This window comes from Anaerococcus tetradius (assembly GCF_947087635.1).
Classification (GTDB): Bacteria; Bacillota; Clostridia; order Tissierellales; family Peptoniphilaceae; genus Anaerococcus; species Anaerococcus tetradius.
Map to the genome: position 1 here is coordinate 1 of NZ_CAMUDP010000026.1, position 22,735 is coordinate 22,735.

Consider the following 22,735-nt stretch of genomic DNA (forward strand, 5'->3'; position numbering starts at 1 on the left):
GGATAGAGAACAAAATGTAGTATTAATTACTACGACTATAATATACGAGGAGGAAAAATGACAGACGTTAGACTAATAATGGGATCAGCTTCCGATGTAGAAATTGCAAAAAAGGCAACAAGTATTTTTAGAAAATTCGATATTTCTTATGAAGTATCTATTATCTCAGCCCATCGTGCCTTGAATGTACTAGAAGATACTATGAAAAAAGATGATTGCGATGTCTATATAGCAATCGCCGGTATGGCAGCCCATCTTCCTGGAGTTATGGCAGCAATGACCACAAAACCAGTTATAGGAGTTCCTGTTGGCGGAGCTAATACAGGAGGCCTTGATGCACTTTTATCTATGGTTCAAATGCCAAAGGGAGTTCCAGTTGCTACTGTTGCCATAAATGCTGGCGACAATGCAGGTCTTCTTGCTATACAAATCCTAGCCTTAAAAGATGAAGGTCTCAAAAATAAATTAAGGGCTTATAAGAAAGAAATGCTCGAAAAAGTTATAGCAGATGATGAGAATCTAGAGGAAATTTAATGGCAAAACTTACTTATAAGGATAGTGGGGTAGATAAGGAGAAAGGCTATGAGGAAGTTAAATTAATCAAAAAAATAGTAAAGGAAACCCATGGCAATGAAGTCCTAGCTGACATAGGGGGCTTTGCTGGAGCCTTTCTTCCAAATCTTAAAGGATTAACTAATCCAGTCTTACTAAGTGGGACAGATGGGGTTGGGACAAAAATTAAGCTTGCCATGGAGATGGATAAGCATGATACAGTTGGAATTGACTGTGTGGCAATGTGCGTTAATGACATACTTTGTCAAGGAGGAAAGCCTCTATTTTTCCTAGATTATATAGCTACTGGAAAACTTGATCCTAAAAAGATGGCAGAGCTTGTAAAAGGTGTTGCAGAAGGCTGTAAGGATTCTGGAGCTGCCCTAATCGGCGGAGAAACTGCTGAGATGCCAGGTATTTACAAGGAGGACGACTATGACTTGGCAGGCTTTGCAGTCGGCATATGTGATAGGGATAAGCTAATAAATGGTGATAAGCTAAAGGAAGGTGATATAGCCATAGGTCTATATTCTTCGGGAGTTCATAGCAATGGATTTTCCTTGGTAAGGGCTAGTATGAATCAAGCTAAAGTTTCACTTACTGATAAGTTTAATGAAGATCAAACTATAGGGGATAAACTTCTAACTCCTACCAAAATCTATGTCAAAGAGATAGAAGCCTTGTTAGAAAAGGTCGATATTAAGGCAATAGCCCACATAACAGGTGGAGGACTTTATGAAAATGTCCCTAGAGTTTTGAGGGATACTTTAGCTGTAGAATTTGATTTAAGACACTTAGAAGTCGACCCTATCTTTAAAAAAATTCAAGAATGGGGAAATATCGACACTGATGAGATGTATCATACCTTTAATATGGGAGTTGGTATGGTGGTTTTTGTAGACGAGAAAGATGTAAAAAGAGCTTTGGATAAGCTAGATGGCAAGGCTTTGGTTGTTGGAAAAGTTACTAAAGGAAATAAAGATATTAAAATCATTTTATAAGGAGTAAAAAATGCAAAAAGTATATACTGGCAAGACAAAAGACGTTTACAAATTAAATGACAAAGAGTATTTGTTGAAATTCAAGGATGATGTAACTGGAAATAATGGAGTCTTTGATCCTGGTGCAAATAGTGTCGGTCTTACTATGGAAGGAGCTGGCCATCAAGCTGTTCGTATGACAAAATTCTTCTATGAAAAACTAAATGCCAAGGGCCTAAGAACCCACTTTGTTTCAGCTGATTTAGATAAAAACGAAGCAGTAGTAAAAAAGGCAGAAGTTTTCGGTCAAGGTGTCGAAGTTATAGTTAGATATTATGCAGTAGGTTCATTTATAAGAAGATATGGCAAATATATAGAAAATGGAACAAAGATTAAGCCTTATGTGGAAATCACCCTAAAGGATGATGAGAGAGAAGATCCGCTAATCACTGAAGATGCCCTCATCTTATTAAATATCATGACAGCAGAAGAATACGAACAACTTAAAGATCTTGCCCTAAAGATTGGAGATATTGTAAAGGAAGAATTAGCCAAAAAAGACCTCGACCTTTATGATATCAAATTTGAATTTGGTAGGCTTGAAGATGGAAAAGTAGCTCTTATAGACGAAATCTCTGGTGGAAATATGAGAGCCTATAAAAATGATAAATACATAGAGCCACTTGAATTAGAAAAAATTATGTTAGATTAGTTTTAATTATGCTCCTAGAAGGTCTTAGAGAATCTTACTAAGTTACTTTCTAGGAGTTTTTTTGATTAGGCTTAGGGATTAAAATATCATTAATTTAATTTTATAAATTTAAAAGTATAGTAGTCTTTATAGTACAATAACTTATCAGAGTAAAGGAGAACATTATGGGCTTATCATTAGCTATGAAAATACTTAAAAATCACTTGTTAAAGGGAGAGCTAAAGGCTGGTCAAGAGATTGCCATCAAGATAGATCAAACCCTTACTCAGGATTCGACAGGAACTATGGCATACCTACAACTAGAGGCTATGGATATAGAAGATGTTGCTACAGAAAATTCTGTTGCCTACATCGATCACAATATCCTTCAAGCAGGATTTGAGAATGCAGATGATCATGAGTTTATCAAGTCGGCAGCAAATAAGTTTGGTATAACTTTCTCAAAGGCTGGCGGAGGAATCTGCCATCAAGTAAATCTTGAACAATTCGCAAAACCAGGTGATACCCTCCTTGGATCTGATTCTCATACACCTACTGGTGGAGGGCTAGGTGAACTTGCTATCGGGGCTGGTGGGCTTGATGTAGCTGTTGCCATGGCCAAGGGTTTTTATTTTGTAAAAGTTCCAAAGATATACAGGGTTAATTTGACATCTAGCCTAAGTCCTAGGGCAAATGCCAAGGACGTAATCCTATACATATTAGGCAAATTAACAGTAAAGGGTGGAACAGGTTTTATAATGGAATATACAGGTCAAGGTGTTAAATCCTTATCAGTTACTGATAGGGCGACGATTTGTAATATGGGAGCAGAGCTTGGAGCAACCACTTCAATCTTTCCTTCAGATGAAAATACCTTAGCCTATCTAAAGGCTCATGGTAGAGAGGAAGTCTATAAACAACTACAGGCAGATGAAGATGCCTATTATGATGAATCAATAGACATAGATTTAAGTGAGATTAAGCCTGCTGTGGCTAAACCACATTTTCCTGACCAATTTGAAGAGGTGGAAAGTCTTCCTAGGATAAAGGTAGACCAAGTTGCAATTGGTTCTTGTACAAATTCATCTTTCGAAGACTTGATGAAAGTCGCATCAATTCTTGAGGGAAGAAGGGTTCATCCTGACGTATCGCTCGTAATATCTCCAGGATCTGCTACTATTTTGGAAAAAATTGCTGAAAATGGGGCCTTGGCTACTTTCATAAAAGCTGGAGCTAGGATACTTGAATCTGGATGTGGGCCATGTATAGGAATGGGTCAAGCACCAAAGGCAGGAGCAGTTTCTTTAAGGAGCTTTAATAGGAATTTTAAGGGAAGATCTGGAACTATGGATGCACAAATTTACCTAGCAAGTCCAGAAACTTGTGCTGTAAGTGCTGTACTTGGTTATATAGCAGACCCTAAAGAACTATCTTATGAGACTAAATTTAATAAGGATGAAAGCTTTAATCAAACTCAAGCCTACTTTATAAAGCCAGAAAAAGATTTATCTAAGAGGTTAAAGGAAACTATAAAGGGTAAGAATATTAAACCTTTCCCAAGGGCAGAAAAAGCATCTGATATTGAAAAGAAAGTAATATATAAGGCGGGTGATGGAATTACTACTGATGATATATGTCCATCAAATGCTAAACTTTTGCCTTTCAGATCAAATATAGCCTATCTTTCTGAATTTGCCTTTACAACAAAGATTGATGATTTCAAGAAAAGATGTGAAGAAAACAAGGGAGGGATTATAGTTGCTGGAGAAAACTATGGTCAAGGTTCTTCAAGAGAGCATGCAGCCCTTTTACCTTTGTACTTGGGAGTAAAGGCAGTTGTTGCAAAATCTTTCGCAAGAATTCATAGGTCTAATTTGATTAACAATGCTATCTTGCCTTTGGAATTTGTAGATTCAGATGATTATGAAAAAATCTCAGAATATGATGATATAAGGATAAGTAGAGTAGTAGAAAGCCTAAAAGAAGGAGTCTTTATCCTAGAAGACCTTACAAAAAATATTAAGATTAAGTTAAAGGCTGACTTTTCGGATAGGGAAAGAGAAGTCCTAGAAGCTGGTGGATACTTAAACTATGCAAAGAATTTAGATTTGGAGTAGATATGAAAATTACATTAATAAAGGGTGATGGAATAGGTCCAGAAATAACTGAGTCAATGAAAAAGGTTGTCTCTGCCCTAAAGTTAGATATAGATTTTGAAGAAATAAATGCAGGTCTTTCTGTTTTTGAAGCAGAAGGAGAATACATACCTCAAAGGTTATTTGATTCGATAATGAAAAATAAAATCGCCATCAAGGGCCCTATAACAACCCCAATAGGTCATGGTTTTAGGTCAATCAATGTGGAACTTAGAAAAAGATTTGATCTTTATGCCAATATTAGACCAATCAAGGCTCCAGGACCACTTGACTTGAAGTTTGATGGAGTTGATATGGTGATTTTTAGGGAAAATACTGAAGACCTCTATGCTGGTGTTGAGGAGATGATATCAGAAGATGAAGCTCATTCTATAAAAATCATCACAAGGGAAAAATCCGAAAGAATTATTAGAAGTGCCTTCAATTACGCAAGAGAAAATAAGCGTAAGAAAGTTAGCATAATCACCAAGGCCAATATAATGAAATTAACCGATGGTCTTTTCCTTGATATGGGAAGAAAAATTGCGAAAGAATTTCCAGATATAGAATTTGAAGAACTTCTTGTAGATAATACCGCCATGCAAATGGTAATAAATCCTCAAAAGCTCGATGTACTAGTTACAGAAAACTTGTATGGAGATATTCTATCAGACCTTGGAGCAGGTCTTGTCGGAGGACTTGGACTAATGCCTGGAGTAAACAAGGGAGAAGATATAGCAATCTATGAATCAATCCATGGTTCAGCTCCTGATATAGCAGGAAAAAACTTAGCAAATCCTATAGCTCTTCTTTTAACTTTCGCCCTCCTTCTAGATGATATCAAAGAAAATGACAAGGCAGATAAGTTGAGAAAAGCCATATATGAAACCCTAAAGGATAAAGAAAACTACACAAAAGACCTTGGTGGCTCAAATACAACAACTGGCATTACTGAGGCAATCATAAATAATTTAGGTGATTGAGATGAATAAGGCTCAAGAAGAAAAACTTTGTTATTATGCAAATGAAATAGCTAAAAATAACAAGATTGACAAAGAGACGTACGAAAATTACCGCATCAAAAGAGGACTAAGGAATAAGAATGGAACAGGTGTTCTTGTAGGTATAACCAAGGTTGGAGATGTATGTGGCTATAAAATAGAAAATGAAGAAAAAATTCCATGTGAGGGTGAACTTTTCTATAGGGGTTATCCCCTAACTAATCTTGTAAAAGATATAGAAAGTGACAAGAGGCTTGGTTTTGAGGAAGTTATTTATCTACTCTTATTTAATAGACTAGCAAATATTGAAGAACTAGTTTCCTTTAAGAATATACTTGTTGAGGAGAGAAAACTTCCTGAACATTTTTTTGAAGATATAATCTTGAAAGTTCCTGGACCTGATATTATGAATAAGATGATGAGGTCTTTGCTTGCCCTCTACACTTATGACCCAAACCCAGATGCTAATGATGCTAGAAATGTCCTTAGCCAGTCCCTATCCTTGATATCCAAGATTTCTCAACTTGCCATTTATTCTTATCAGGTAAAAATCCACAATTTTGATAAGAAGTCCCTCATTATTCATAATCCTAAGGAAGATGAAACAATAGCTGAAAATATCTTATCCATGCTTAGGACTAACCAAGAATATAGCAAGGAAGAGGCAGAAATACTCGACTTGATGCTAATAATTCACGCTGAGCATGGTGGAGGAAATAACTCGGCATTTGCAACTCACGTAGTATCTTCATCTGGAACAGATACCTATTCAGCTATGGCAGCAGGTCTTGCTTCCTTGAAGGGACCTAGACATGGTGGAGCAAATCTTAAAGTTAGCAAGATGCTAAAGGATATAAGGAATAATGTTTGTGATATAGAGGATTTGGAAGAAGTAGAAAGTTATTTAGAAAAAATCCTAGATAGAAAAGCTTTTGACAAAAAAGGATTAATTTATGGTCTAGGTCATGCTGTCTATACCTTATCCGATCCTAGGGCGGTTTTATTAAAAGAAAAAGCCAAAGAACTTTCTAGAATAAAGAAAAGAGAAAAAGATTTTATCTTTATAGAAAATGTAGAAAAACTAGGGCAAAAATTAATTATGCAAAGGCAAAATAGAGCCTATCCGCCATGTGCTAATGTCGATTTATATTCGGGCTTTGTCTATGATATGCTCGATATACCAGAGGAGCTTTACCTTCCTATGTTTGCTATTGCAAGGACTGTCGGTTGGTCAGCCCATAGGTTAGAACAAATTCAAGATGAGAAAATAATTAGACCTGCCTATAAGTCTTTAAGTGATATTAAGGAATATATAGCACTTAAAGATAGGCTTTGAGGCTATTTTACTTTGTAAGATTTTTGTAAGTTAGGAGTTTTAATGATTAAAGTAAAAGTAATAGAAAAATTAGGAATAATATATCTAGATAGGCCTGATAAGATAAACGCCCTAACTTTATCAATGATTAGGGATATCAGAAAATATTTAGAAAAATGGGAGGATGATCAAGAAATAAGGGCCGTTGTTCTTGATTCAACATGCAAGAAGGGTTTTTGTTCTGGAGGAGATTTGAAAGAAGTCTATAATGATTATCTCTTAAAGCCTTCCCAAAAAGACAAGAGTGTGTTCTTTAGAGAAGAATTTGAACTTGATAAGTATATAGCAACTTATAAAAAGCCTGTGATAAGCCACTGGTATGGCATAGTGATGGGTGGCGGTATAGGCCTTAGTATCAATTCAGATATAATTATAACAGATGAAACTACAAATTGGGCTATGCCGGAAACTAGGCTTGGTTTTGTTCCTGATGTTGGAGTTTGTAAGTTTTTATCTCCCCTTCCCCAAGCTTTAGGCCAATACTTGGGTCTATGTGGAAAAAGCTTAGGTGCAAGTGATTTGATAGCAAATAAGCTATGTGATTTTAAAATTTCATCTCTCGATTACAAAAAGGCCTTGGATAAATTAATAGCCTTAACTAAGGACTATGAGGCTAAGGAATTGGTCGATAAATACAAAAGCTATCTAAAAAGCATTGAAGATAAGGCCGAGGTTTCCAAAATAGACCATATAAGAGAAGATATCAATAAATATTTTTCATTATCCAGTCCTTGGGAAATATATAAGGCCATAGAAGCTAATAAAGATGATGATTTTGCTAGGGAAATTTACGATGATTTCAAGCAAAGGCCTGGTTTTATGCTTTACTTACAATTTGAAAAATATTTTCTTTGTAAGAATTTAAGCTATGAAGAAACTATAGACTTAGATTATAAAATCCTAAATTATTCTGTAGATGAAGGATATATGAAAGAAGGTATAAGGGCTGTCATGGTTGATAAGGATAAAATGCCAAGTTGGAGGAATGAAAATATTAAGGATGTAGACATGGGAAAAATCAAAGACCTCCTTCAAATATAGAGATGATCCTAAATATTCTATCAAAAATAAAATCGTCTGTTCATTAATATTAAGAAAAATTGTGCTTTAGAAATTTTTGTGACAAGCCTATGAATTTTGGGGCGATTTTTATTTTGATAGATTTTAACATAACAAGAGATTTATCAATAAATGGGATTCTCTTCCCACTAGGAGTTTATATGGATGAAAAAATAAAAAATGAAAAATCAGGAAGAAATCTTGGCCTTGATATAACGAGAATCCTGGCATTTTTTTCTGTTGTAGGCGTTCATTTCTTTTTGAATACCGACTTTTACAAAAATCCAATAGTAGGATACAGGATGTATCTTTTAGTTTTTTTAAGGACGAGTTTTATGATATGCGTCCCTTTATTTTTGTTGCTAACAGGTTATCTTGTTTCTTCTAAGGAAATAAGTATGGATTTTACGAGTCTAAAAAAATATTATACAAAAATTATAGGCATCCTCATAAGTTATGCCTTGAGTATGGTTTTTGTCGCTGTGATATTAAGTGTGAAGGACTTTGAGAAGTTGAGTATAAAAAATATACTCATGGATATTTTGGCCTTTAAGCACTACGCATGGTATGTGAATATGTATTTGGGCTTGTTTTTCTTATCTCCTTTCCTAAATCTAATATGGCATGAAATTTGCGATAAGAGGGTTCATATGATCCTTCTTGCTATATTCTTAGCATTAACGATTCTTCCTAGTGTTTTTAATGTATATGATTTATCAAGTATCAAGACCCTAAACTCAAGCAAGTCTTTAAGCCACATCGTGCCAGATTGGTGGATAAATCTATTTCCCATAACTTACTACTATATAGGAGCTTATATGAGAAAATACCTTGATTTTAATAAAATCAAGGCAAAAAAGATTTTGTTATATCTACTTATGGTCTTATTAGTCAATAGTTGTTATAATGTTTTAAGGTCAAAGGGTGGAAATTTTCAATCACAAGCCTGGAATAGCTGGGGTAGTTTAGAAAATACCCTAAGTTCTACTTTGTTTTTTATCTTAATAAATTCAAGTATATCCAACAAGAAAAACAATACTTTGGCTAAATTTTTATCCTACTTTTCATCGCTGACTTTCTCAGCTTACCTCTTATCAGCAGCAAGTGATAAATATATATATGCCTATGTCAACAAATATATAGGCCCAGTTAAAGCTTCTATGGTCTATATGCCACTTATTGTATTATCTTCTGCCTTAACTGCACTTATCTTGGCAAGTCTTGTAGAAAGGTTAAAAAAGATTATAAGGATATAATTCCTAGTAAATTAATAGGTATCTATTGACAATAATTTTATAAAGTGCTATAACACTATTGTAAAGATAATCTTATTAGGAGGAAATTATGAAAGATTTAATCATAATAGGAGCTGGCCCTAGCGGTGTATCCGCAGCATTATATGCGCAATCAAGGGGATGCGACTTAACAATTTTTGAAAAAGAAAAGGTAGGCGGATTAATTGGAAAAGTATCCAAGGTAAGTCACTACACATCAGTTGTTGTAGATGAAGATGGAGAAAGCTTCAGGAAAAGACTTGAAAATCAAATTAAAGCTTATGGACTTGATTTAAAATACGAAGAAGTAATAAAATTAGTTAAGAAGGATGATCATTTTCTCGTAAAGACAAACAAGGCAGAATATGAGGCTAAAAAAGTGATAGTTGCTTCTGGTTCTAGTCCAAAAGAACTAGCGGTTGACACAAAGGGTTACGAAATCTCCCATTGGGCAAGGGGCTATGAAGAAAAAGTTCATGGAAAAACTGTTGTAGTAAATGGTGGTTCTGATGGAGCAGCTAAGGAAGCTCTCTATTTAGCTAAATTTGCTAAAGAAGTGCATATGGTTCAAAATCAAGATAAGCTTATGTGTATCAATGAATTTAAAAAAGCAATAGAAAGCAATTCAAAGATTAATGTCCATACTTCAGAAGAATTAGTAAGGATAGGAAAAGAAGAAGACCACATTGAAGAAGTAGAGCTAGCTAATGGAGAAGTAATTAAAGATAAGGCTGGAATAGAGATATTTGCAATGATTGGTCAAAATCCAAACACAAGCTTTATAGATTTAGATCTTCCTAAAGATAAGTTAGGTTTTATTGATTCAGAAGTTGTAAGTGATATCGAAGGCTTATATTTTGCAGGAGATGTTAGAGTCAAGGCAGTAAGGCAAGTTGCAACAGCTGTTAATGATGGTTGTCTGGCAGGAATTTCAGCTAGTAAATAAATTAAGTTAGGAATTATCATTTATTGATAACTCCTATTTTTTTTGTCTAAAATTGGGGTATAAAGAAAAAAAGGAGTTATTATGAAAAGAAATAAGATAAGTATGCTTATATTTATGCTTGGTCTATTCGTTTTAATAATATCATATTTTATACCGACGAATACATTCGAAGCCTACACAAATCTAAGACCCTTAGGAATGTCGACTTTGATAATTTGTCCAATTTTTGGTATAGGAGGCGTATTATTTGCAATAAGAGAAAAATCGCTTGTATATGCTCTAGCTAATATTTTATTAATCTTAGCCTTTCCTATAGTGATGTTTATAGGCTACAATTTAGTGTAAAATTACACATACTTATAATTCATTTCGGAAATTAAGGAGATATTATGAGAAAACTTACTCTTCTAGCAGAACTTTTAGATTTTAAACCAAGAATATGGAGGAGAATTGAAATAAGTGAGGAAAATTCCATTGAAGATTTGATGGATACCATGCTTATAATTTTTAATACAGATGTTAGCCATATTTACCACTTAGAAATACCTACAAAGTTAAATGACTTCATAAAAGAAAATACCGATGAAAGAGGAAAATTGCTTAAGAGGCTTCCTACTGGAATTGACTCCTTTAAGCAAATTTATAGGGGTAATTTTTTTAAATCAAAGTTTAACTATGAAGCAATTACTCCAGAAGAAGTTGGATATGTCGATGAATTCAATGATGATTATGATGATGGTTATGATCCTAGAATGAATTTTAAAAATTATCAAACTGGGGTTATTGATTTTATGAATTACAAACTACAAAAGGAAGGCAAAAACAAAATTAGGAAAAAGAACAATCCTCTTGATAAGCTTAAGAGGTTAAATTTAGATATTGCTTATGAAATGTATTTTAAATATGATTATGGAGCTGATTGGACTTTTAAGATTAAAGTAGAAAAAATAAGTGATAATCTAGATGATCTAAGCCTCATACCAAGGGTTCTTAGGGGAAGGTGTATTGGAATAATTGATGATATAGGTGGAAGCTATTATCTAAAGGATTTATATGATACATCAGATGAATTCAAAGAATTTTTCCCAGGGGAAATTAATCAAGAGCTTAGGTCCATATTTTAATATAAGAAAGGAAAATATATGACTAATAAAAAAATTGCAATTCAAGATACTTATGGGGAAAGATTTCAACATTGTTGGGGCTGTGGGGCTAAAAATGAAAATGGCCTACATCTAAAATCCTACCCAAATGAAGACGGAAGTGAAGTAATTGTAGAAATCGTACCTGATAAGGCCTATACTGGTGGTGTTCCACAAAACTTATTCGGTGGCATGATAGCTATGATATTTGATTGCCATGGAACAGCTGCTGCAGCATATTTTAAACACAAGGATAAGGGCCTTGAGCTAACAGCTGATACAGTAATCGGAAGATTTATTACAGCAAGACTAGAAATAGACTTCAAAAAACCTACTCCAATGGGAGAAGTGGTAAAGGTGGTTGCTAAGGCAAGTGAAATAGGAGAGAGAAAAGTTATAGTTGAAATGCAAATGTTTGCCAAAGATGAGCTAAGAGCAAAAGCTAGGATGGTAGCAGTCGCTATCAAAGATAATATGTAAAACTTTAACTAAGCTTGACCTAGCCCCAAGGGTCGGCCCTATAATTTTAATGATGAGGATTTTATAAATACAAAAGTATTTTAAAGATAATAACTACTAGGAAATAGCAATCTATTAATCAGAGATTTTGCAACTAAATATGAAATTTATTACAAAAAGTTGCTGGAATTAAAAATAAAAAATAAAATTATGCTTTAAAAATCGTCCCTACATTTAAAGTATTCTGGAGATTTTACCTATCCTTGAAATAGGCTAACTGATTGCCTTAGGCTTTTTGAGATTTCCTTTGACTTTAAATAATAAGGGTCGATTTATTTTTTAGAGCCATACTATAAGCTTAGTAGACATTGTGGATATCTGGGGAAATTTTCCTATAAAATACATAACTTTAAAATGTTCATAAATTTTTCTAATGTCTATAAGCTTCTTGTAAAAATTTCTCTGATAATATAAACTAATATTAATACAGGAGTAAAATTATGACAAATATAATAGACTTTCCAAATGTTAATGAGTTAAGAGATGAAGTTAAGATTTTGCGAGATAGGCTTATGGAGCTTGCCTTCGACCATGATGATTTGCTTGCCCACAGGGCTATAAGTGTTGAAGCTAAATATAATGACAATTTTGGGCTGATGGAATATAAGGAAATGAATCTTAATCTAACTTACAAAAAACTTAAGGAAGAGAAAAGACTTATAGAAGAATATCTTGCCAAGGATGAAGTCATAGATTTTAAATATATTTCTGAAGTAGTTTCTAAGAAATTTGTAAAGGATGAGAATCTTCTATCTGAAAAACTTGGAAGAATTAATGATATATATGATTTTATTAATCATAGGTCTCTGTCAGCGAGAGATTTTATGGACCTTAATAAAGCCTACAAAAAAATAATAGAAAAAATAAATCCCTTAGTAAATCCTAATATCAGCGAAGAAGAATGGGATTTGTATGTAAAAGCATCCATAGCCTTCACCAACCATCATCTTTCCTTTCTTACAGGTCTTGCTAGTATGCTTGATAATATCAATCTAGATGATTATTTTTTATTTACTCCTGATCTCTTATATGCTGAAAAAAAGAGGTTGGAAGCTGGAATTGTAGCGATTAATAAAACAATCGAAGGATTATATGATGATTACCCCCTTAACTTAAATATCTACCTTGAAGATAAGAGAGCTTTTAATAAGAAAAAATCCGTCCTTGAGAAAAAAATTGAATCCTTAGAAGTAGCCATAAGGACTATGGAAGAAGAAATTAAGGGAATCTTGGAGTCTATAAATGACTAGAAAAGAAGACTTGAAAGTAATAAAACATACAAAAAAAGCTAGGAAGCAAAAATCTAAGATTGAAATTTTCTTATTCGATAGCCAAATAGCAGGAACAAGCCATATAGATAATATAGAAAAATTTATAGAAAAGCTAGATATTTCCTCTAGGCTTGATTTTCAGAGAGAAGAAGATAATCTTTATGATTTGCAGGCTATAAAAATAATAGATCCTGAAGGCAACAAGCTTGGTTATGTACCACAAAGGGATAATGTGATATTTGCTAGGCTTATGGATCATGGCAAGAAAATTTTTGCAAAGATTAGGAAAATCGAGCTAAAGGGAAAGTGGTATAAGATTGATATAGCTATTTTCTTGGAAGAAGAAAGGATTATGAGTGAAGATTCTAATAGTTGAGGATGATAAAAATATTCTAAAACTTTTGTCTGATGAGCTTAGAAGTTGGGGCTATGAAACAGGGCAAATAGATGATTTTAATAAGGTTAAGGATGAGGTCATGGATAAATGTCCAGACCTTGTTTTGATGGATATTTCTCTTCCTTCTTATAATGGTTTTTATTGGACGCAGGAGCTTAGGAAAGTATCAAAAGTACCGATAATTTTTATATCATCTCACACAGAAGCCATGGATATAATACAGGCCATGCAATTTGGAGCAGATGATTATATAACAAAGCCCATAAATATTGCAGTAACAAGGGCAAAAATTCAAGCTATCCTAAGAAGATGCTATGATTATAAGCTTGAGTCTGATATTTTACTTTATGACTCTTGTTCATTAAATATATTGAAGGCTACAGTCAGTCATAAAAACACAGAAATTTCCTTAACCAGGACAGAGCTTATGATTTTAGAAAGTTTGTTCCAGGCCAAGGGAGAAATTGTAAGTAGGGATAATTTAATAGAAAAATGCTGGCAAAGCGAGAATTTTATTGATGATAATACTTTAGCTGTTAATATAAATAGGTTGAGGAAGAAGTTGAAAGACTTGGGAAAGGCCTCTATGATTCAAACTAAAAAAGGCTTAGGATATTATCTAAGTGAGGAAATATGAAAAGATTAGTCGGATTTATTAAAAGCCAAGGCAAATTTTTATTTTTATTTGTCATATTTAGCCTGACTTTTCTTAGTATTTTTATTTTAGCAGACCTTGATATGAACTTTTATTTTCTTGCTTTGCAAATAATTACTTTTTTTGTTCTCATACTTTTATTAATTAATTTTTCTAAATATAAGGAAGAATTGATAATTAAAGATAAGTATGAAGCCTTGCTTTTTGAAAATAAGAGTCTAAGGTCTGATTTTATCAGCAATAAGAAAGACTTAGAGGAATACTTTCTTTTGTGGGCTCATCAAATCAAAACTCCCATTACTGTTGCAAAGCTTATCTTAAATAAGAAAACAGACGAAGATAGTAAAAGGTTAAAGGAAGAGATTTTTTTTATTGAACAATACACTAACATGGCAATAAACTACCTTAAAATCTCTAATAGAGGCCCTGATATGGATTTAGATTATGTTGATTTGGATGAAATAGTAAAAGAAATTCTAAAAAAATATTCAATTATCTTCATCAATAAAAAAATTCCCCTTAACTATCAACCGATAAATAAAAAGATAATAAGCGATAGTAAACTTCTATCTATAATGCTTGAGCAAATTATAGCAAACGCCTTGAAATATACAGAAAAAGGTTCTATATCTATAACTTATTCTATGGATAGGCTAAGGGTAAGAGATACTGGAATTGGCATTAGGTCGGAAGATCTAAGGAAAATTTTTGATAGGGGATATTCTGGTTTTAATGGAAGAGTTAATCAGAAATCAAGCGGTCTGGGTCTATATTTAGTTAAAAAAATCGGAAAAATATTAAATATTGGGGTTGAAGTTGAATCAACCATTCATGTTGGTAGTGAGTTTTCTCTTATATTACCAAACAATCTTACAAAAATGTAAGATAAGGACCAACTTTGTAAGTTTAGATAAATGCTAGAAATTTTTCTTTATCCTATAATTTAGATATAAGAAAAAAGGAGGAACTTATGCCAATTTTAGAATTAAAAAATATTAAACGCATATATAAGACAAAAAATATTACTACAGAAGCTCTAAAAGATATAAATCTCGAAGTTAACCAAGGGGAGTTCATATCAATTATGGGAGAATCTGGTGCAGGCAAGACGACACTTTTAAATATCATAGCAAGTCTTGACAGGCCGACTTCTGGAAATATTTATATTAATGGAGAAGATTTGACAAAACTAAAGGATAATGAACTAGCATCATTTAGAAGAAAAAAACTTGGTTTTGTCTTCCAGGATTTCAACCTACTTGATCAATTTTCAAATAAAGATAATATCTACTTACCCCTTGTCCTTTCCGATGAGAAGGAAGATCTTATGATAAAAAGACTTGATGATCTAAAAGAAAGACTTGGTATTGAGAAAATCCTTGACAAGTACCCTTACCAAATTTCTGGAGGTCAGAAGCAAAGAATAGCTATTGCTAGAGCCCTCATTACTAAACCTGAACTTCTTTTAGCTGATGAACCTACTGGTGCTCTTGACTCTTCTTCCTCTAATATGATTCTTGATTTGTTTACAAGAGTAAATGATTTAGGTCAAACTGTCCTTATGGTTACTCATTCTCTAAATGCTGCATCTTTCGCTAAAAGAGTTCTTTTCATAAAAGACGGGGTAGTTTTTCACGAACTTTACAAGGCAGAAGATGAGAGTCGTCAGGTATTTATGGAAAGAATCAACAAGGCTCAAATTTTGTTGGCTAGGGGTGAGTTACTATGAATATTAAAATAGCAAATAAATTCGCCCTAAAGAATTTGAAGGCCCATAGCTTAATATATCTTCCCTTTGTCCTTTCTTCAGGAATAATGCTTATGCTTTTTAATATCATGGCAAGCCTTGCTAACAATGAATTTGTGAGAACTAGACATGCAAGTCTTCCCATGATTATAAATATAGGGATTGTCATAATTGGTCTATTAACTTTTATATTTTTAATTTATAGTACGAATTTTTTGACAAAAAGACGAAACAAGGAGTTTGCTCTTTATGCTATCTTGGGACTTGAGAAAAAACACATAAGAAAAATCCTTACAATTGAAAGCTTTTTTGTCTTTTTGGCAATCGCTATACTTGGACTTGTTGGAGGTTATATTTTTGGTAAAGTATCTTTCCTAGCCTTAAACAAACTAATGAAAGATGTAAGTGGTAGGCTGATGGATTACCCTTTTTCATCTAAGGCTATGATAGAAAGTCTTGGCCTACTTTTTATTGCCTACTTGATTTCTCTAATAAGCACAAGTTATAAGATATATACATCAAGTCCAGTTGAGCTTCTTTCTAGGCAAAAAAGTGGAGAAGGAGAGCCAAAATCGAGATATCTATTAATGATTTTAGGCTTTATATGTTTGGGCATAGGCTATTATATAGCTATAAAAACCCAAGGAATATTAAAATCTCTAGGATTATTCTTCCTAGCTAGTCTAATTATAATGCTTGCGACCTATCTACTTTTTACTTCTTTTTCTGTAATTTATTTAAAAAATCAAAAGAAAAAGAAGTCTTATTATAAAAAAGAGAGATTTTTGGCAATTTCTGGTCTTTTGTACAGGATAAAGTCAAACGCCATCTCCCTTGCAAGCATTTCAATAATGAGTGTAGGTGTTATTATTACAATTTCTGCAACCCTTGCTATTTATAATAGGATTGAATATTCTGCTACAAATGTAGTTCCTAGGGAATACAACTTAGATAGCAATAAAGCTATTAATCAGGATAATCTTGAAATAGAGAAGAAAAAGCTTGAAGAAGACGTTTATAAGACAGTTAAAGACAAAAATCAGATAGTAAATAACTTTATATCCTATGGTTTGATGACAACTGCCCAAGTAGATGGAGATAAATTTACTTCTTTTAATAAGGGTGATGGAAGGCATATCCCATATTTCATTCTCGCTTGTGACCTTGATGGTTACAACAAGAGGGTAGGTAAAGAATATAAACTTAATGATGGAGAAGTCCTTCTTACAGGAAATCAAAAGTTTATGTTAAAGAAGGATAAAATCAAGATAGGAGATAAGACTTATAGGGTAAAGATTGTCGACAACTTTCTTCCATCAGATATAGCGGTCGAAACATATGGTCTTGTTGTAAAGGACTTAGCAGAAATGCAATATTTGGCAGGTGAACTTAAATTATTTGATTCAAAGGAAAAAACTTACAAGAATCCCGAGATCAATCTTTCAGCGAATTGGGATATTAAGGGAATAGATAAGGAAAGCTACATGAAAAATCTCGGAAGCTATGCCAAAAATAAGGGCTTAAATGTTGAGTATAGAGACCAATATTTAAAGGAAGCCTATGGATTATATGGTGGCTTTGTCTTCCTAGGAACAGTTATAGCTCTGATATTTCTTATCTCAACTATACTTGTAAGTTATTACAAGCAAATAAGCGAAGGATATGAAGATAGGGAGAAATTCCAAATCATGAAAAAAATCGGGCTGGATGATAAATTAATCCAAAAGACGCAAGCCTCACAAATCTTATATCTCTTCTTCGCACCCCTTGCTTTTGCGATACTTAACTCCCTAGTCGCATCAAAGATAGTCTATCAACTCCTTGCTCTTTTTGGAGTAATGCAATTTATGCAATACGGAAGATACTTCTTCATGATTATAGGAGTTTTTATATTAAGCTACTATATAATTTTTAAAATTATCAATAGAGTCTACTACAAGATAGTAAGTCTATAAAAGCTCGTCTGGAAATTTCCAGACGACTTTTTAATATGTTATAATATTAGAAAGGGAGGAAACCTATGCTTAGAGCTATTGGATTCTTATTATTTTCACTTGGCTATATACTTACTATTAAAAAGACCTATGAAAATTATAAAAATGAAAAAAATTTGGAGAATTTGATGGAGCTTATTGCAAGTGTTTTGATTAGCATAGGAACGTTAATTTTAGCTATTGCTTATATGATTGGCTAGAAGTTTATAGATTAAATAAGGATAGCTAGTAGGAGCATAGGCTATTAATGCTTTTTTGTTAATTGTTAATGGAGGGAAGATAGATGAAGGTATTTTCTATTATTTTATCAATAACGGGTTTAGTATTGTTGGGATTTGCCTATAAGATATACTTTAAAAAGTCCTACCATTTGATCAATGGCTTTGAAAAGGATTATAAAAAAGGACTCAAGGATGAAAACTACGCAATAAGGCTTTCGAAAGTATATGTTATTCTGGGTTTTCTTTTGTTTTTTTTAGGACTAGCCTTATATTTTCATGCTTGCTAAAATTCATTAATCTAATATTATCTAAGAAAATTTTGAGAGGAAACTATAGTATTCGCTATAGCTTTTCTCTTTTTCTTTTACAGAAATTCCTATTAAATGATATTTGTTTAAATATTATTAGAAACGTTTACCTATAAAACAATATTTGACAAAATTTTGATTTATAACCAAGCATGATGACAATTAATTGTTCATATGCTAAAATGAAATTAAGATAATCGCTAAGGAGGTTAATATGAGTTTCTGTTATAAACTCGATAAAGATAAATTTGATGAATTTAGTAATTATTTAGATACAATGAAGGGGGTAAAGGGTGCGGTTATGCCAGCCCTACAAAAGTGTCAAAACCTTTTCTCATACATACCTGAGCCTGTGGTAGATCTTATGGCTCTCAAACTTGGAGTTTCATCAAGTGAGATTTATGGTGTTGCAACTTTTTATTCGCAATTTTCTCTAAAGGCCAAGGGAGAGCATGAGATTTGTGTTTGCTTAGGCACTGCCTGCTATGTAAATGGGGCAGATAGGATTCTTAAATCCTTATCAGATAAATTGGGAGTTGAAGTAGGAGATACTAGTGAAGATGGAAAAATCACTCTGAGTGAGGCAAGATGTGTCGGTGAATGTGGAAAAAGCCCTGTAGTTATGATTGACGGAGATGAGTTCAGGGAAAATGTAGAGCTTTCTGATATTGATGATATCATCAATAAGCTAAGGAAGGTCGGTTGATGAAAAAAGAAGATTTATTCAAATTAAAGGAAAAAGCCCTAGCAAATCTAAGGGAAAAAATAGATTATGATAAGGTATACATAGACGATAAGGGAAATTTTAAGCTCAAGGGTGATTTTTATGAAAATCAAAAACGACTTGTCTTAAAGAATTGCGGGATTATTGATCCATCTTCGATAGAAGATTACATAGGCCTTGATGGATATAAAGCTCTTTACAAGGCCATCTACGAATTAGATCGAAAAGAAATTATAGATATAGTTAAAGATTCAGGCCTAAGGGGCAGAGGTGGGGCAGGATTTCCAGTGGGTAGAAAGTGGGAAGCAGCCTATAGAGAAGATTCTCCTATTAAATACATAATTTGCAATGCTGATGAAGGAGATCCTGGTGCATTTATGGATAGGTCAGTCCTAGAACTTGATCCTCACTCTGTCCTTGAAGCTATGGCAATAGGAGCTTTTGCTATTGGAGCTAATAAGGGATTTATTTATGTAAGGGCTGAATATCCAAAGGCAGTTAAGGCCCTAGAGAAAGCTATAAAAGACGCCAAAGCCTATAATCTTTTGGGAGAGAATATCTTAGATTCTGATTTTTCTTTTGATATAGAACTAAGACTTGGAGCGGGTGCCTTCGTATGTGGTGAAGGAACGGCCCTAATGGAGTCTATTGAAGGTAAGCGTGGTATGCCACGCAATAAGGAGTATAGGACTACAGTTAAGGGCTTATGGGGCAAACCTACTGTTATTAACAATGTTGAAAGCCTAGCTAATATTGGTCAAATAATCAACAAGGGTCCAGCCTGGTTTAGGACTTTTGGTACAGAGAAATCACCTGGAACAAAAGTTTTCGCCCTATCCGGTAAGGTTAAGAGGGCAGGGCTTGTAGAAGTAGCTATGGGAACAAGCATCAATACCATAGTTTATGATATAGGAAAAGGTATCCAAGATGATAAGGAAGCCAAGGCTGTCCAAACTGGTGGGCCATCTGGCGGTTGTATTCCTAAAAGACTCTTCGATACGGCCTGTGATTTTGAATCATTAAAGGCTATAGGGTCAATAATGGGATCTGGAGGAATGGTTGTAATGGATGAGGATGACTGTATGGTCGATGTTGCAAGATTTTTCCTAGAATTTTCGGTTGATGAGTCTTGTGGCAAGTGCACGCCATGTAGAATTGGAAATAAGAGATTATTTGAAATGTTAGATGATCTTACTAAGGGTAAGGCAGATCAAGAAAGTCTTGATAAATTAGATGAATTGGCCCATATAGTTGCCGAAACTTCACTTTGTGGGCTAGGTAAGTCAAGTCCTAATCCAATAATTTCTACTATGAAATATTTTTATGATGAGTATGAAGCTCATATAGGAAAAACCAAGACTTGTCCTGCAAAAAGATGTCTAAGTCTACTAAATTATGATATAGGAGAAGCTTGCATAGGTTGTGGCAAGTGCAAGAGACTTTGCCCAGCCCAAGCTATAAGTGGTGAAGTTCGTAATAAACACGAGATAAATCAAGATAAATGTATTAAGTGTGGTCAATGCAAAGAAAATTGTCCAATAGATGCGATTTGCCTAGGCTAGGAGTAGAAAAATGGTTAATTTGAGAATAAATAATAAAGCTGTAGAAGTTGATAAGGGAACGACAATCCTCGAAGCAGCAAAAAAATTAAATATAAAAATTCCAAGCCTTTGTCATATGGATCTTCATGATATAAAATTCGTAAATAAGCTTGCTTCTTGTAGGGTGTGCTTAGTAGAAGACCTTGATAAAAACAATTTAGTTCCTTCTTGTGCAACTTTTGTCAAAGAAGGCATGAATATAAGAACAGATAGTCAAAGAGTAATAAAGGCTAGAAGGGCTATAGTAGAACTTCTTCTTTCAGACCATCCTTCTGATTGTCTAAAATGTGCTAAGAACTTAAACTGTACTCTCCAAGACCTTGCCCATGACTTAAATATTAGAGAGATTCGCTACAAGGGTGAGATGAGAAAGCTTCCGATTGATGATAATTCTTATTCCTTAATTAGAGATCCTAACAAGTGTATTCTTTGCAGACGATGCGAGACCATGTGCAATGAAGTCCAGACAGTAGGAGCTCTTGCAGAAGTCGGTAGGGGTTTTTATACCCATGTAGGATCAAGCTTTAATAGGTCTATGTTTGAAACAACTTGTACCTTTTGTGGTCAATGCCTATCAGTTTGTCCAACAGGGGCCCTTACTGAAAAGAATAATGTGGCAGAAGTCTGGAAGCTTTTAGCATCTGATAAGCATGTCATAGTCCAAGTAGCACCAGCTGTGAGGGTTAGCTTGGCAGAGATGTTTGGTATGGAAGTAGGCTTAAATGTCGAAGGCAAAATTGTAAGAGCCCTAAAGACCTTGGGCTTTAGTAAGGTATTTGATACAAACTTTGCTGCCGACCTTACCATAATGGAAGAAGCTAACGAATTTATTCATAGGCTAAAGGGTGAAGGCAGACTTCCAATTCTTACTTCATGTTGTCCTGCTTGGGTTAACTTTATGGAGCAACAATTTTCAGATATGATTGATATTCCATCATCCTGCAAGTCTCCTCACGAGATGTTTGGAGCCATAGCTAAATCTTACTATGCCAAGAAAGAAGGAATAGATCCTAAAGATATCGTAGTTGTTTCTGTTATGCCTTGCATTTCCAAAAAGTACGAAGCTAAAAGAGATGAATTGGAAAATGAAGGATTTTCTGATGTAGATACGGTCATAACGACAAGAGAACTTGCCCAAATGATTAAAGAAGTAGGAATTGACTTTGCAAGCCTAGAAGATCAAGCCTTTGACAATCCAATGGGCGAGTCAACAGGAGCTGGTGATATATTCGGCACAAGTGGTGGAGTAATAGAAGCAACTGTAAGGACTGCTTATGATATGCTTACAGGAAAGGAATTAGAGAAAGTCGAATTTAGGGATTTTCGAGGTCTTGAAGGTATCAAATACGCAAGTGTCGACATTGAAGGAAGAGAAATAAAAATTGCAGTTGCAAATGGCCTCGGTAATACTAGAAAACTTTTGGAAAAGCTTAAAAATAAAGAAATAGACCTTGATGCTATAGAAGTAATGGCTTGTCCTGGAGGTTGTATTGGTGGGGGCGGTCAACCTTTCCACCATGGCGACCTATCAATCCTTAAAAGAAGATCAAATGCCTTATACCAACTAGATGAGTCTAAAAAGTTAAGAAAGTCTTATCAGAACCCATATATAAAAAAATTATATGACGAATTCTTGGGTGAGCCTGGTTCAGATAAAGCTATAAGCTTACTTCACACTTCTTACAAGGCCCGCCCAAAGTTATAAGAATAAATTTCTAGCTTTTGAGTAAGTAATTAGTGGTAAGTTTTGTAAGAGAAAGGATTATTATGAGAAAAGAAATCATAAGAGAATGGGATTTTGAACTTTATTTTAAACCAGATTGTCCTTATTGCCTAAAGGTTTTAAACTTTTTTAGGGACAATGATATAATCAAATATCCTTCATATAATACAGAAGATGCATCAACTGGCTATGAAAACCAAGATAAATTAGCAAAAATAGGTGGCAAGGTCCAAGTACCATGTATGGTGATTGATGGACTGGCTATGTACGAATCAGATGATATCATAGCCTACGCTAAAGAAAATTTCCTAGAAAAAGCCAAAGAAAACAAGGCTAAGAGGTAAGAAAAGCTTAACTAATAGAAGAAGGTGATGTTGCAGAATAGGTAAATCTATTCTGCTCATCACTTTTTTTCTGGTA

Annotated in this window: 24 protein-coding genes; all 24 read left to right on the forward strand. The window is 33.9% G+C overall.

What is annotated here, in order from left to right; genetic code table 11:
- Positions 1-57 precede the first annotated feature (57 nt).
- The 24 genes from purE to P6936_RS08115 all read left to right on the forward strand — a co-directional run bounded on the left by purE (position 58) and on the right by P6936_RS08115 (position 22,659).
- Positions 58-534: a 5-(carboxyamino)imidazole ribonucleotide mutase gene (gene purE / locus P6936_RS08000; RefSeq protein WP_276881340.1), complete on the forward strand. Its 477-nt coding sequence runs from the start codon at positions 58-60 to the stop codon at positions 532-534.
- The gene (gene purM / locus P6936_RS08005; protein ID WP_276881342.1) at positions 534-1,553 is read left to right on the forward strand and encodes a phosphoribosylformylglycinamidine cyclo-ligase; all 1,020 of its coding nucleotides are present in this window, start codon (positions 534-536) and stop codon (positions 1,551-1,553) included. The genes purE and purM overlap by 1 nt, the downstream gene beginning before the upstream one ends.
- Before the next feature lie 10 nt (positions 1,554-1,563).
- Positions 1,564-2,244 carry a phosphoribosylaminoimidazolesuccinocarboxamide synthase gene (locus P6936_RS08010; protein ID WP_004835797.1) on the forward strand — a complete coding sequence of 227 codons (681 nt, stop codon included), beginning with the start codon at positions 1,564-1,566 and terminating at the stop codon, positions 2,242-2,244.
- Between the two features lie 164 nt (positions 2,245-2,408).
- Complete coding sequence (locus tag P6936_RS08015; protein WP_276881343.1) at positions 2,409-4,340, forward strand: aconitate hydratase; 1,932 nt, start codon at positions 2,409-2,411, stop codon at positions 4,338-4,340.
- Positions 4,341-4,342: 2 nt separating this feature from the next.
- Positions 4,343-5,341 carry an isocitrate/isopropylmalate dehydrogenase family protein gene (locus tag P6936_RS08020; RefSeq protein ID WP_276881344.1) on the forward strand — a complete coding sequence of 333 codons (999 nt, stop codon included), beginning with the start codon at positions 4,343-4,345 and terminating at the stop codon, positions 5,339-5,341.
- A gap of 1 nt (position 5,342) precedes the next feature.
- Entirely contained in the window at positions 5,343-6,695 is a 1,353-nt protein-coding gene (locus P6936_RS08025) for a citrate synthase (protein WP_276881345.1), read from the forward strand.
- Positions 6,696-6,737: 42 nt separating this feature from the next.
- On the forward strand, positions 6,738-7,775 hold the full coding sequence (locus tag P6936_RS08030) for an enoyl-CoA hydratase/isomerase family protein (RefSeq protein WP_276881346.1): 1,038 nt from the start codon (positions 6,738-6,740) through the stop codon (positions 7,773-7,775).
- Positions 7,776-7,954: 179 nt separating this feature from the next.
- The gene (locus P6936_RS08035) at positions 7,955-9,049 is read left to right on the forward strand and encodes an acyltransferase family protein (RefSeq protein ID WP_276881347.1); all 1,095 of its coding nucleotides are present in this window, start codon (positions 7,955-7,957) and stop codon (positions 9,047-9,049) included.
- 88 nt (positions 9,050-9,137) lie between these two features.
- Entirely contained in the window at positions 9,138-10,013 is an 876-nt protein-coding gene (locus tag P6936_RS08040; RefSeq protein ID WP_276881348.1) for an NAD(P)/FAD-dependent oxidoreductase, read from the forward strand.
- Between the two features lie 81 nt (positions 10,014-10,094).
- Positions 10,095-10,358: a hypothetical protein gene (locus P6936_RS08045; protein WP_276881349.1), complete on the forward strand. Its 264-nt coding sequence runs from the start codon at positions 10,095-10,097 to the stop codon at positions 10,356-10,358.
- 44 nt (positions 10,359-10,402) lie between these two features.
- Positions 10,403-11,137, forward strand: coding sequence for an IS1096 element passenger TnpR family protein (locus P6936_RS08050; RefSeq protein ID WP_276881350.1), 735 nt, complete (start codon positions 10,403-10,405; stop codon positions 11,135-11,137).
- Between the two features lie 18 nt (positions 11,138-11,155).
- A complete protein-coding gene (locus P6936_RS08055) occupies positions 11,156-11,635 on the forward strand; it encodes a hotdog domain-containing protein (protein WP_276881351.1) in 480 nt (159 codons plus the stop codon).
- 479 nt (positions 11,636-12,114) lie between these two features.
- Positions 12,115-12,924, forward strand: a complete 810-nt coding sequence (locus P6936_RS08060) for a hypothetical protein (protein WP_004835808.1) — start codon at positions 12,115-12,117, stop codon at positions 12,922-12,924.
- On the forward strand, positions 12,917-13,321 hold the full coding sequence (locus tag P6936_RS08065) for an HIRAN domain-containing protein (protein WP_276881352.1): 405 nt from the start codon (positions 12,917-12,919) through the stop codon (positions 13,319-13,321). The genes P6936_RS08060 and P6936_RS08065 overlap by 8 nt, the downstream gene beginning before the upstream one ends.
- Entirely contained in the window at positions 13,302-13,979 is a 678-nt protein-coding gene (locus tag P6936_RS08070; RefSeq protein ID WP_276881353.1) for a response regulator transcription factor, read from the forward strand. The genes P6936_RS08065 and P6936_RS08070 overlap by 20 nt, the downstream gene beginning before the upstream one ends.
- Before the next feature lie 188 nt (positions 13,980-14,167).
- Positions 14,168-14,881: a sensor histidine kinase gene (locus tag P6936_RS08075; RefSeq protein ID WP_276881354.1), complete on the forward strand. Its 714-nt coding sequence runs from the start codon at positions 14,168-14,170 to the stop codon at positions 14,879-14,881.
- 86 nt (positions 14,882-14,967) lie between these two features.
- Entirely contained in the window at positions 14,968-15,726 is a 759-nt protein-coding gene (locus P6936_RS08080; RefSeq protein ID WP_276863544.1) for an ABC transporter ATP-binding protein, read from the forward strand.
- Positions 15,723-17,699 (forward strand): FtsX-like permease family protein, encoded by a 1,977-nt coding sequence (locus P6936_RS08085; RefSeq protein ID WP_276881356.1) that lies wholly within the window; start codon positions 15,723-15,725, stop codon positions 17,697-17,699. The genes P6936_RS08080 and P6936_RS08085 overlap by 4 nt, the downstream gene beginning before the upstream one ends.
- Positions 17,700-17,764: 65 nt before the next feature.
- Positions 17,765-17,938 (forward strand): hypothetical protein, encoded by a 174-nt coding sequence (locus P6936_RS08090; RefSeq protein ID WP_197416319.1) that lies wholly within the window; start codon positions 17,765-17,767, stop codon positions 17,936-17,938.
- A gap of 83 nt (positions 17,939-18,021) precedes the next feature.
- Positions 18,022-18,246: a DUF3784 domain-containing protein gene (locus P6936_RS08095; RefSeq protein ID WP_276881357.1), complete on the forward strand. Its 225-nt coding sequence runs from the start codon at positions 18,022-18,024 to the stop codon at positions 18,244-18,246.
- A 235-nt stretch (positions 18,247-18,481) separates the two neighbouring features.
- Entirely contained in the window at positions 18,482-18,973 is a 492-nt protein-coding gene (locus P6936_RS08100) for a complex I 24 kDa subunit family protein (RefSeq protein WP_276881358.1), read from the forward strand.
- Positions 18,973-20,553 (forward strand): NADH-ubiquinone oxidoreductase-F iron-sulfur binding region domain-containing protein, encoded by a 1,581-nt coding sequence (locus tag P6936_RS08105; RefSeq protein WP_276881359.1) that lies wholly within the window; start codon positions 18,973-18,975, stop codon positions 20,551-20,553. Before P6936_RS08100 ends, P6936_RS08105 begins: the two co-directional genes overlap by 1 nt.
- A 10-nt stretch (positions 20,554-20,563) precedes the next feature.
- Positions 20,564-22,297 carry an NADH-dependent [FeFe] hydrogenase, group A6 gene (locus P6936_RS08110; RefSeq protein WP_276881360.1) on the forward strand — a complete coding sequence of 578 codons (1,734 nt, stop codon included), beginning with the start codon at positions 20,564-20,566 and terminating at the stop codon, positions 22,295-22,297.
- Positions 22,298-22,359: 62 nt separating this feature from the next.
- The gene (locus P6936_RS08115) at positions 22,360-22,659 is read left to right on the forward strand and encodes a glutaredoxin family protein (RefSeq protein WP_276881361.1); all 300 of its coding nucleotides are present in this window, start codon (positions 22,360-22,362) and stop codon (positions 22,657-22,659) included.
- The last annotated feature ends 76 nt before the right edge of the window (positions 22,660-22,735 follow it).

What these genes read in the sequence shown, in the direction of transcription:
- purE (WP_276881340.1), top strand. Translation starts at nt 58, where the DNA reads ATGACAGACGTTAGACTAATAATGGGATCAGCTTCCGATGTAGAAATT.
- purM (WP_276881342.1), top strand. Translation starts at nt 534, where the DNA reads ATGGCAAAACTTACTTATAAGGATAGTGGGGTAGATAAGGAGAAAGGC.
- P6936_RS08010 (WP_004835797.1), top strand. Translation starts at nt 1,564, where the DNA reads ATGCAAAAAGTATATACTGGCAAGACAAAAGACGTTTACAAATTAAAT.
- P6936_RS08015 (WP_276881343.1), top strand. Translation starts at nt 2,409, where the DNA reads ATGGGCTTATCATTAGCTATGAAAATACTTAAAAATCACTTGTTAAAG.
- P6936_RS08020 (WP_276881344.1), top strand. Translation starts at nt 4,343, where the DNA reads ATGAAAATTACATTAATAAAGGGTGATGGAATAGGTCCAGAAATAACT.
- P6936_RS08025 (WP_276881345.1), top strand. Translation starts at nt 5,343, where the DNA reads ATGAATAAGGCTCAAGAAGAAAAACTTTGTTATTATGCAAATGAAATA.
- P6936_RS08030 (WP_276881346.1), top strand. Translation starts at nt 6,738, where the DNA reads ATGATTAAAGTAAAAGTAATAGAAAAATTAGGAATAATATATCTAGAT.
- P6936_RS08035 (WP_276881347.1), top strand. Translation starts at nt 7,955, where the DNA reads ATGGATGAAAAAATAAAAAATGAAAAATCAGGAAGAAATCTTGGCCTT.
- P6936_RS08040 (WP_276881348.1), top strand. Translation starts at nt 9,138, where the DNA reads ATGAAAGATTTAATCATAATAGGAGCTGGCCCTAGCGGTGTATCCGCA.
- P6936_RS08045 (WP_276881349.1), top strand. Translation starts at nt 10,095, where the DNA reads ATGAAAAGAAATAAGATAAGTATGCTTATATTTATGCTTGGTCTATTC.
- P6936_RS08050 (WP_276881350.1), top strand. Translation starts at nt 10,403, where the DNA reads ATGAGAAAACTTACTCTTCTAGCAGAACTTTTAGATTTTAAACCAAGA.
- P6936_RS08055 (WP_276881351.1), top strand. Translation starts at nt 11,156, where the DNA reads ATGACTAATAAAAAAATTGCAATTCAAGATACTTATGGGGAAAGATTT.
- P6936_RS08060 (WP_004835808.1), top strand. Translation starts at nt 12,115, where the DNA reads ATGACAAATATAATAGACTTTCCAAATGTTAATGAGTTAAGAGATGAA.
- P6936_RS08065 (WP_276881352.1), top strand. Translation starts at nt 12,917, where the DNA reads ATGACTAGAAAAGAAGACTTGAAAGTAATAAAACATACAAAAAAAGCT.
- P6936_RS08080 (WP_276863544.1), top strand. Translation starts at nt 14,968, where the DNA reads ATGCCAATTTTAGAATTAAAAAATATTAAACGCATATATAAGACAAAA.
- P6936_RS08085 (WP_276881356.1), top strand. Translation starts at nt 15,723, where the DNA reads ATGAATATTAAAATAGCAAATAAATTCGCCCTAAAGAATTTGAAGGCC.
- P6936_RS08090 (WP_197416319.1), top strand. Translation starts at nt 17,765, where the DNA reads ATGCTTAGAGCTATTGGATTCTTATTATTTTCACTTGGCTATATACTT.
- P6936_RS08095 (WP_276881357.1), top strand. Translation starts at nt 18,022, where the DNA reads ATGAAGGTATTTTCTATTATTTTATCAATAACGGGTTTAGTATTGTTG.
- P6936_RS08100 (WP_276881358.1), top strand. Translation starts at nt 18,482, where the DNA reads ATGAGTTTCTGTTATAAACTCGATAAAGATAAATTTGATGAATTTAGT.
- P6936_RS08105 (WP_276881359.1), top strand. Translation starts at nt 18,973, where the DNA reads ATGAAAAAAGAAGATTTATTCAAATTAAAGGAAAAAGCCCTAGCAAAT.
- P6936_RS08110 (WP_276881360.1), top strand. Translation starts at nt 20,564, where the DNA reads ATGGTTAATTTGAGAATAAATAATAAAGCTGTAGAAGTTGATAAGGGA.
- P6936_RS08115 (WP_276881361.1), top strand. Translation starts at nt 22,360, where the DNA reads ATGAGAAAAGAAATCATAAGAGAATGGGATTTTGAACTTTATTTTAAA.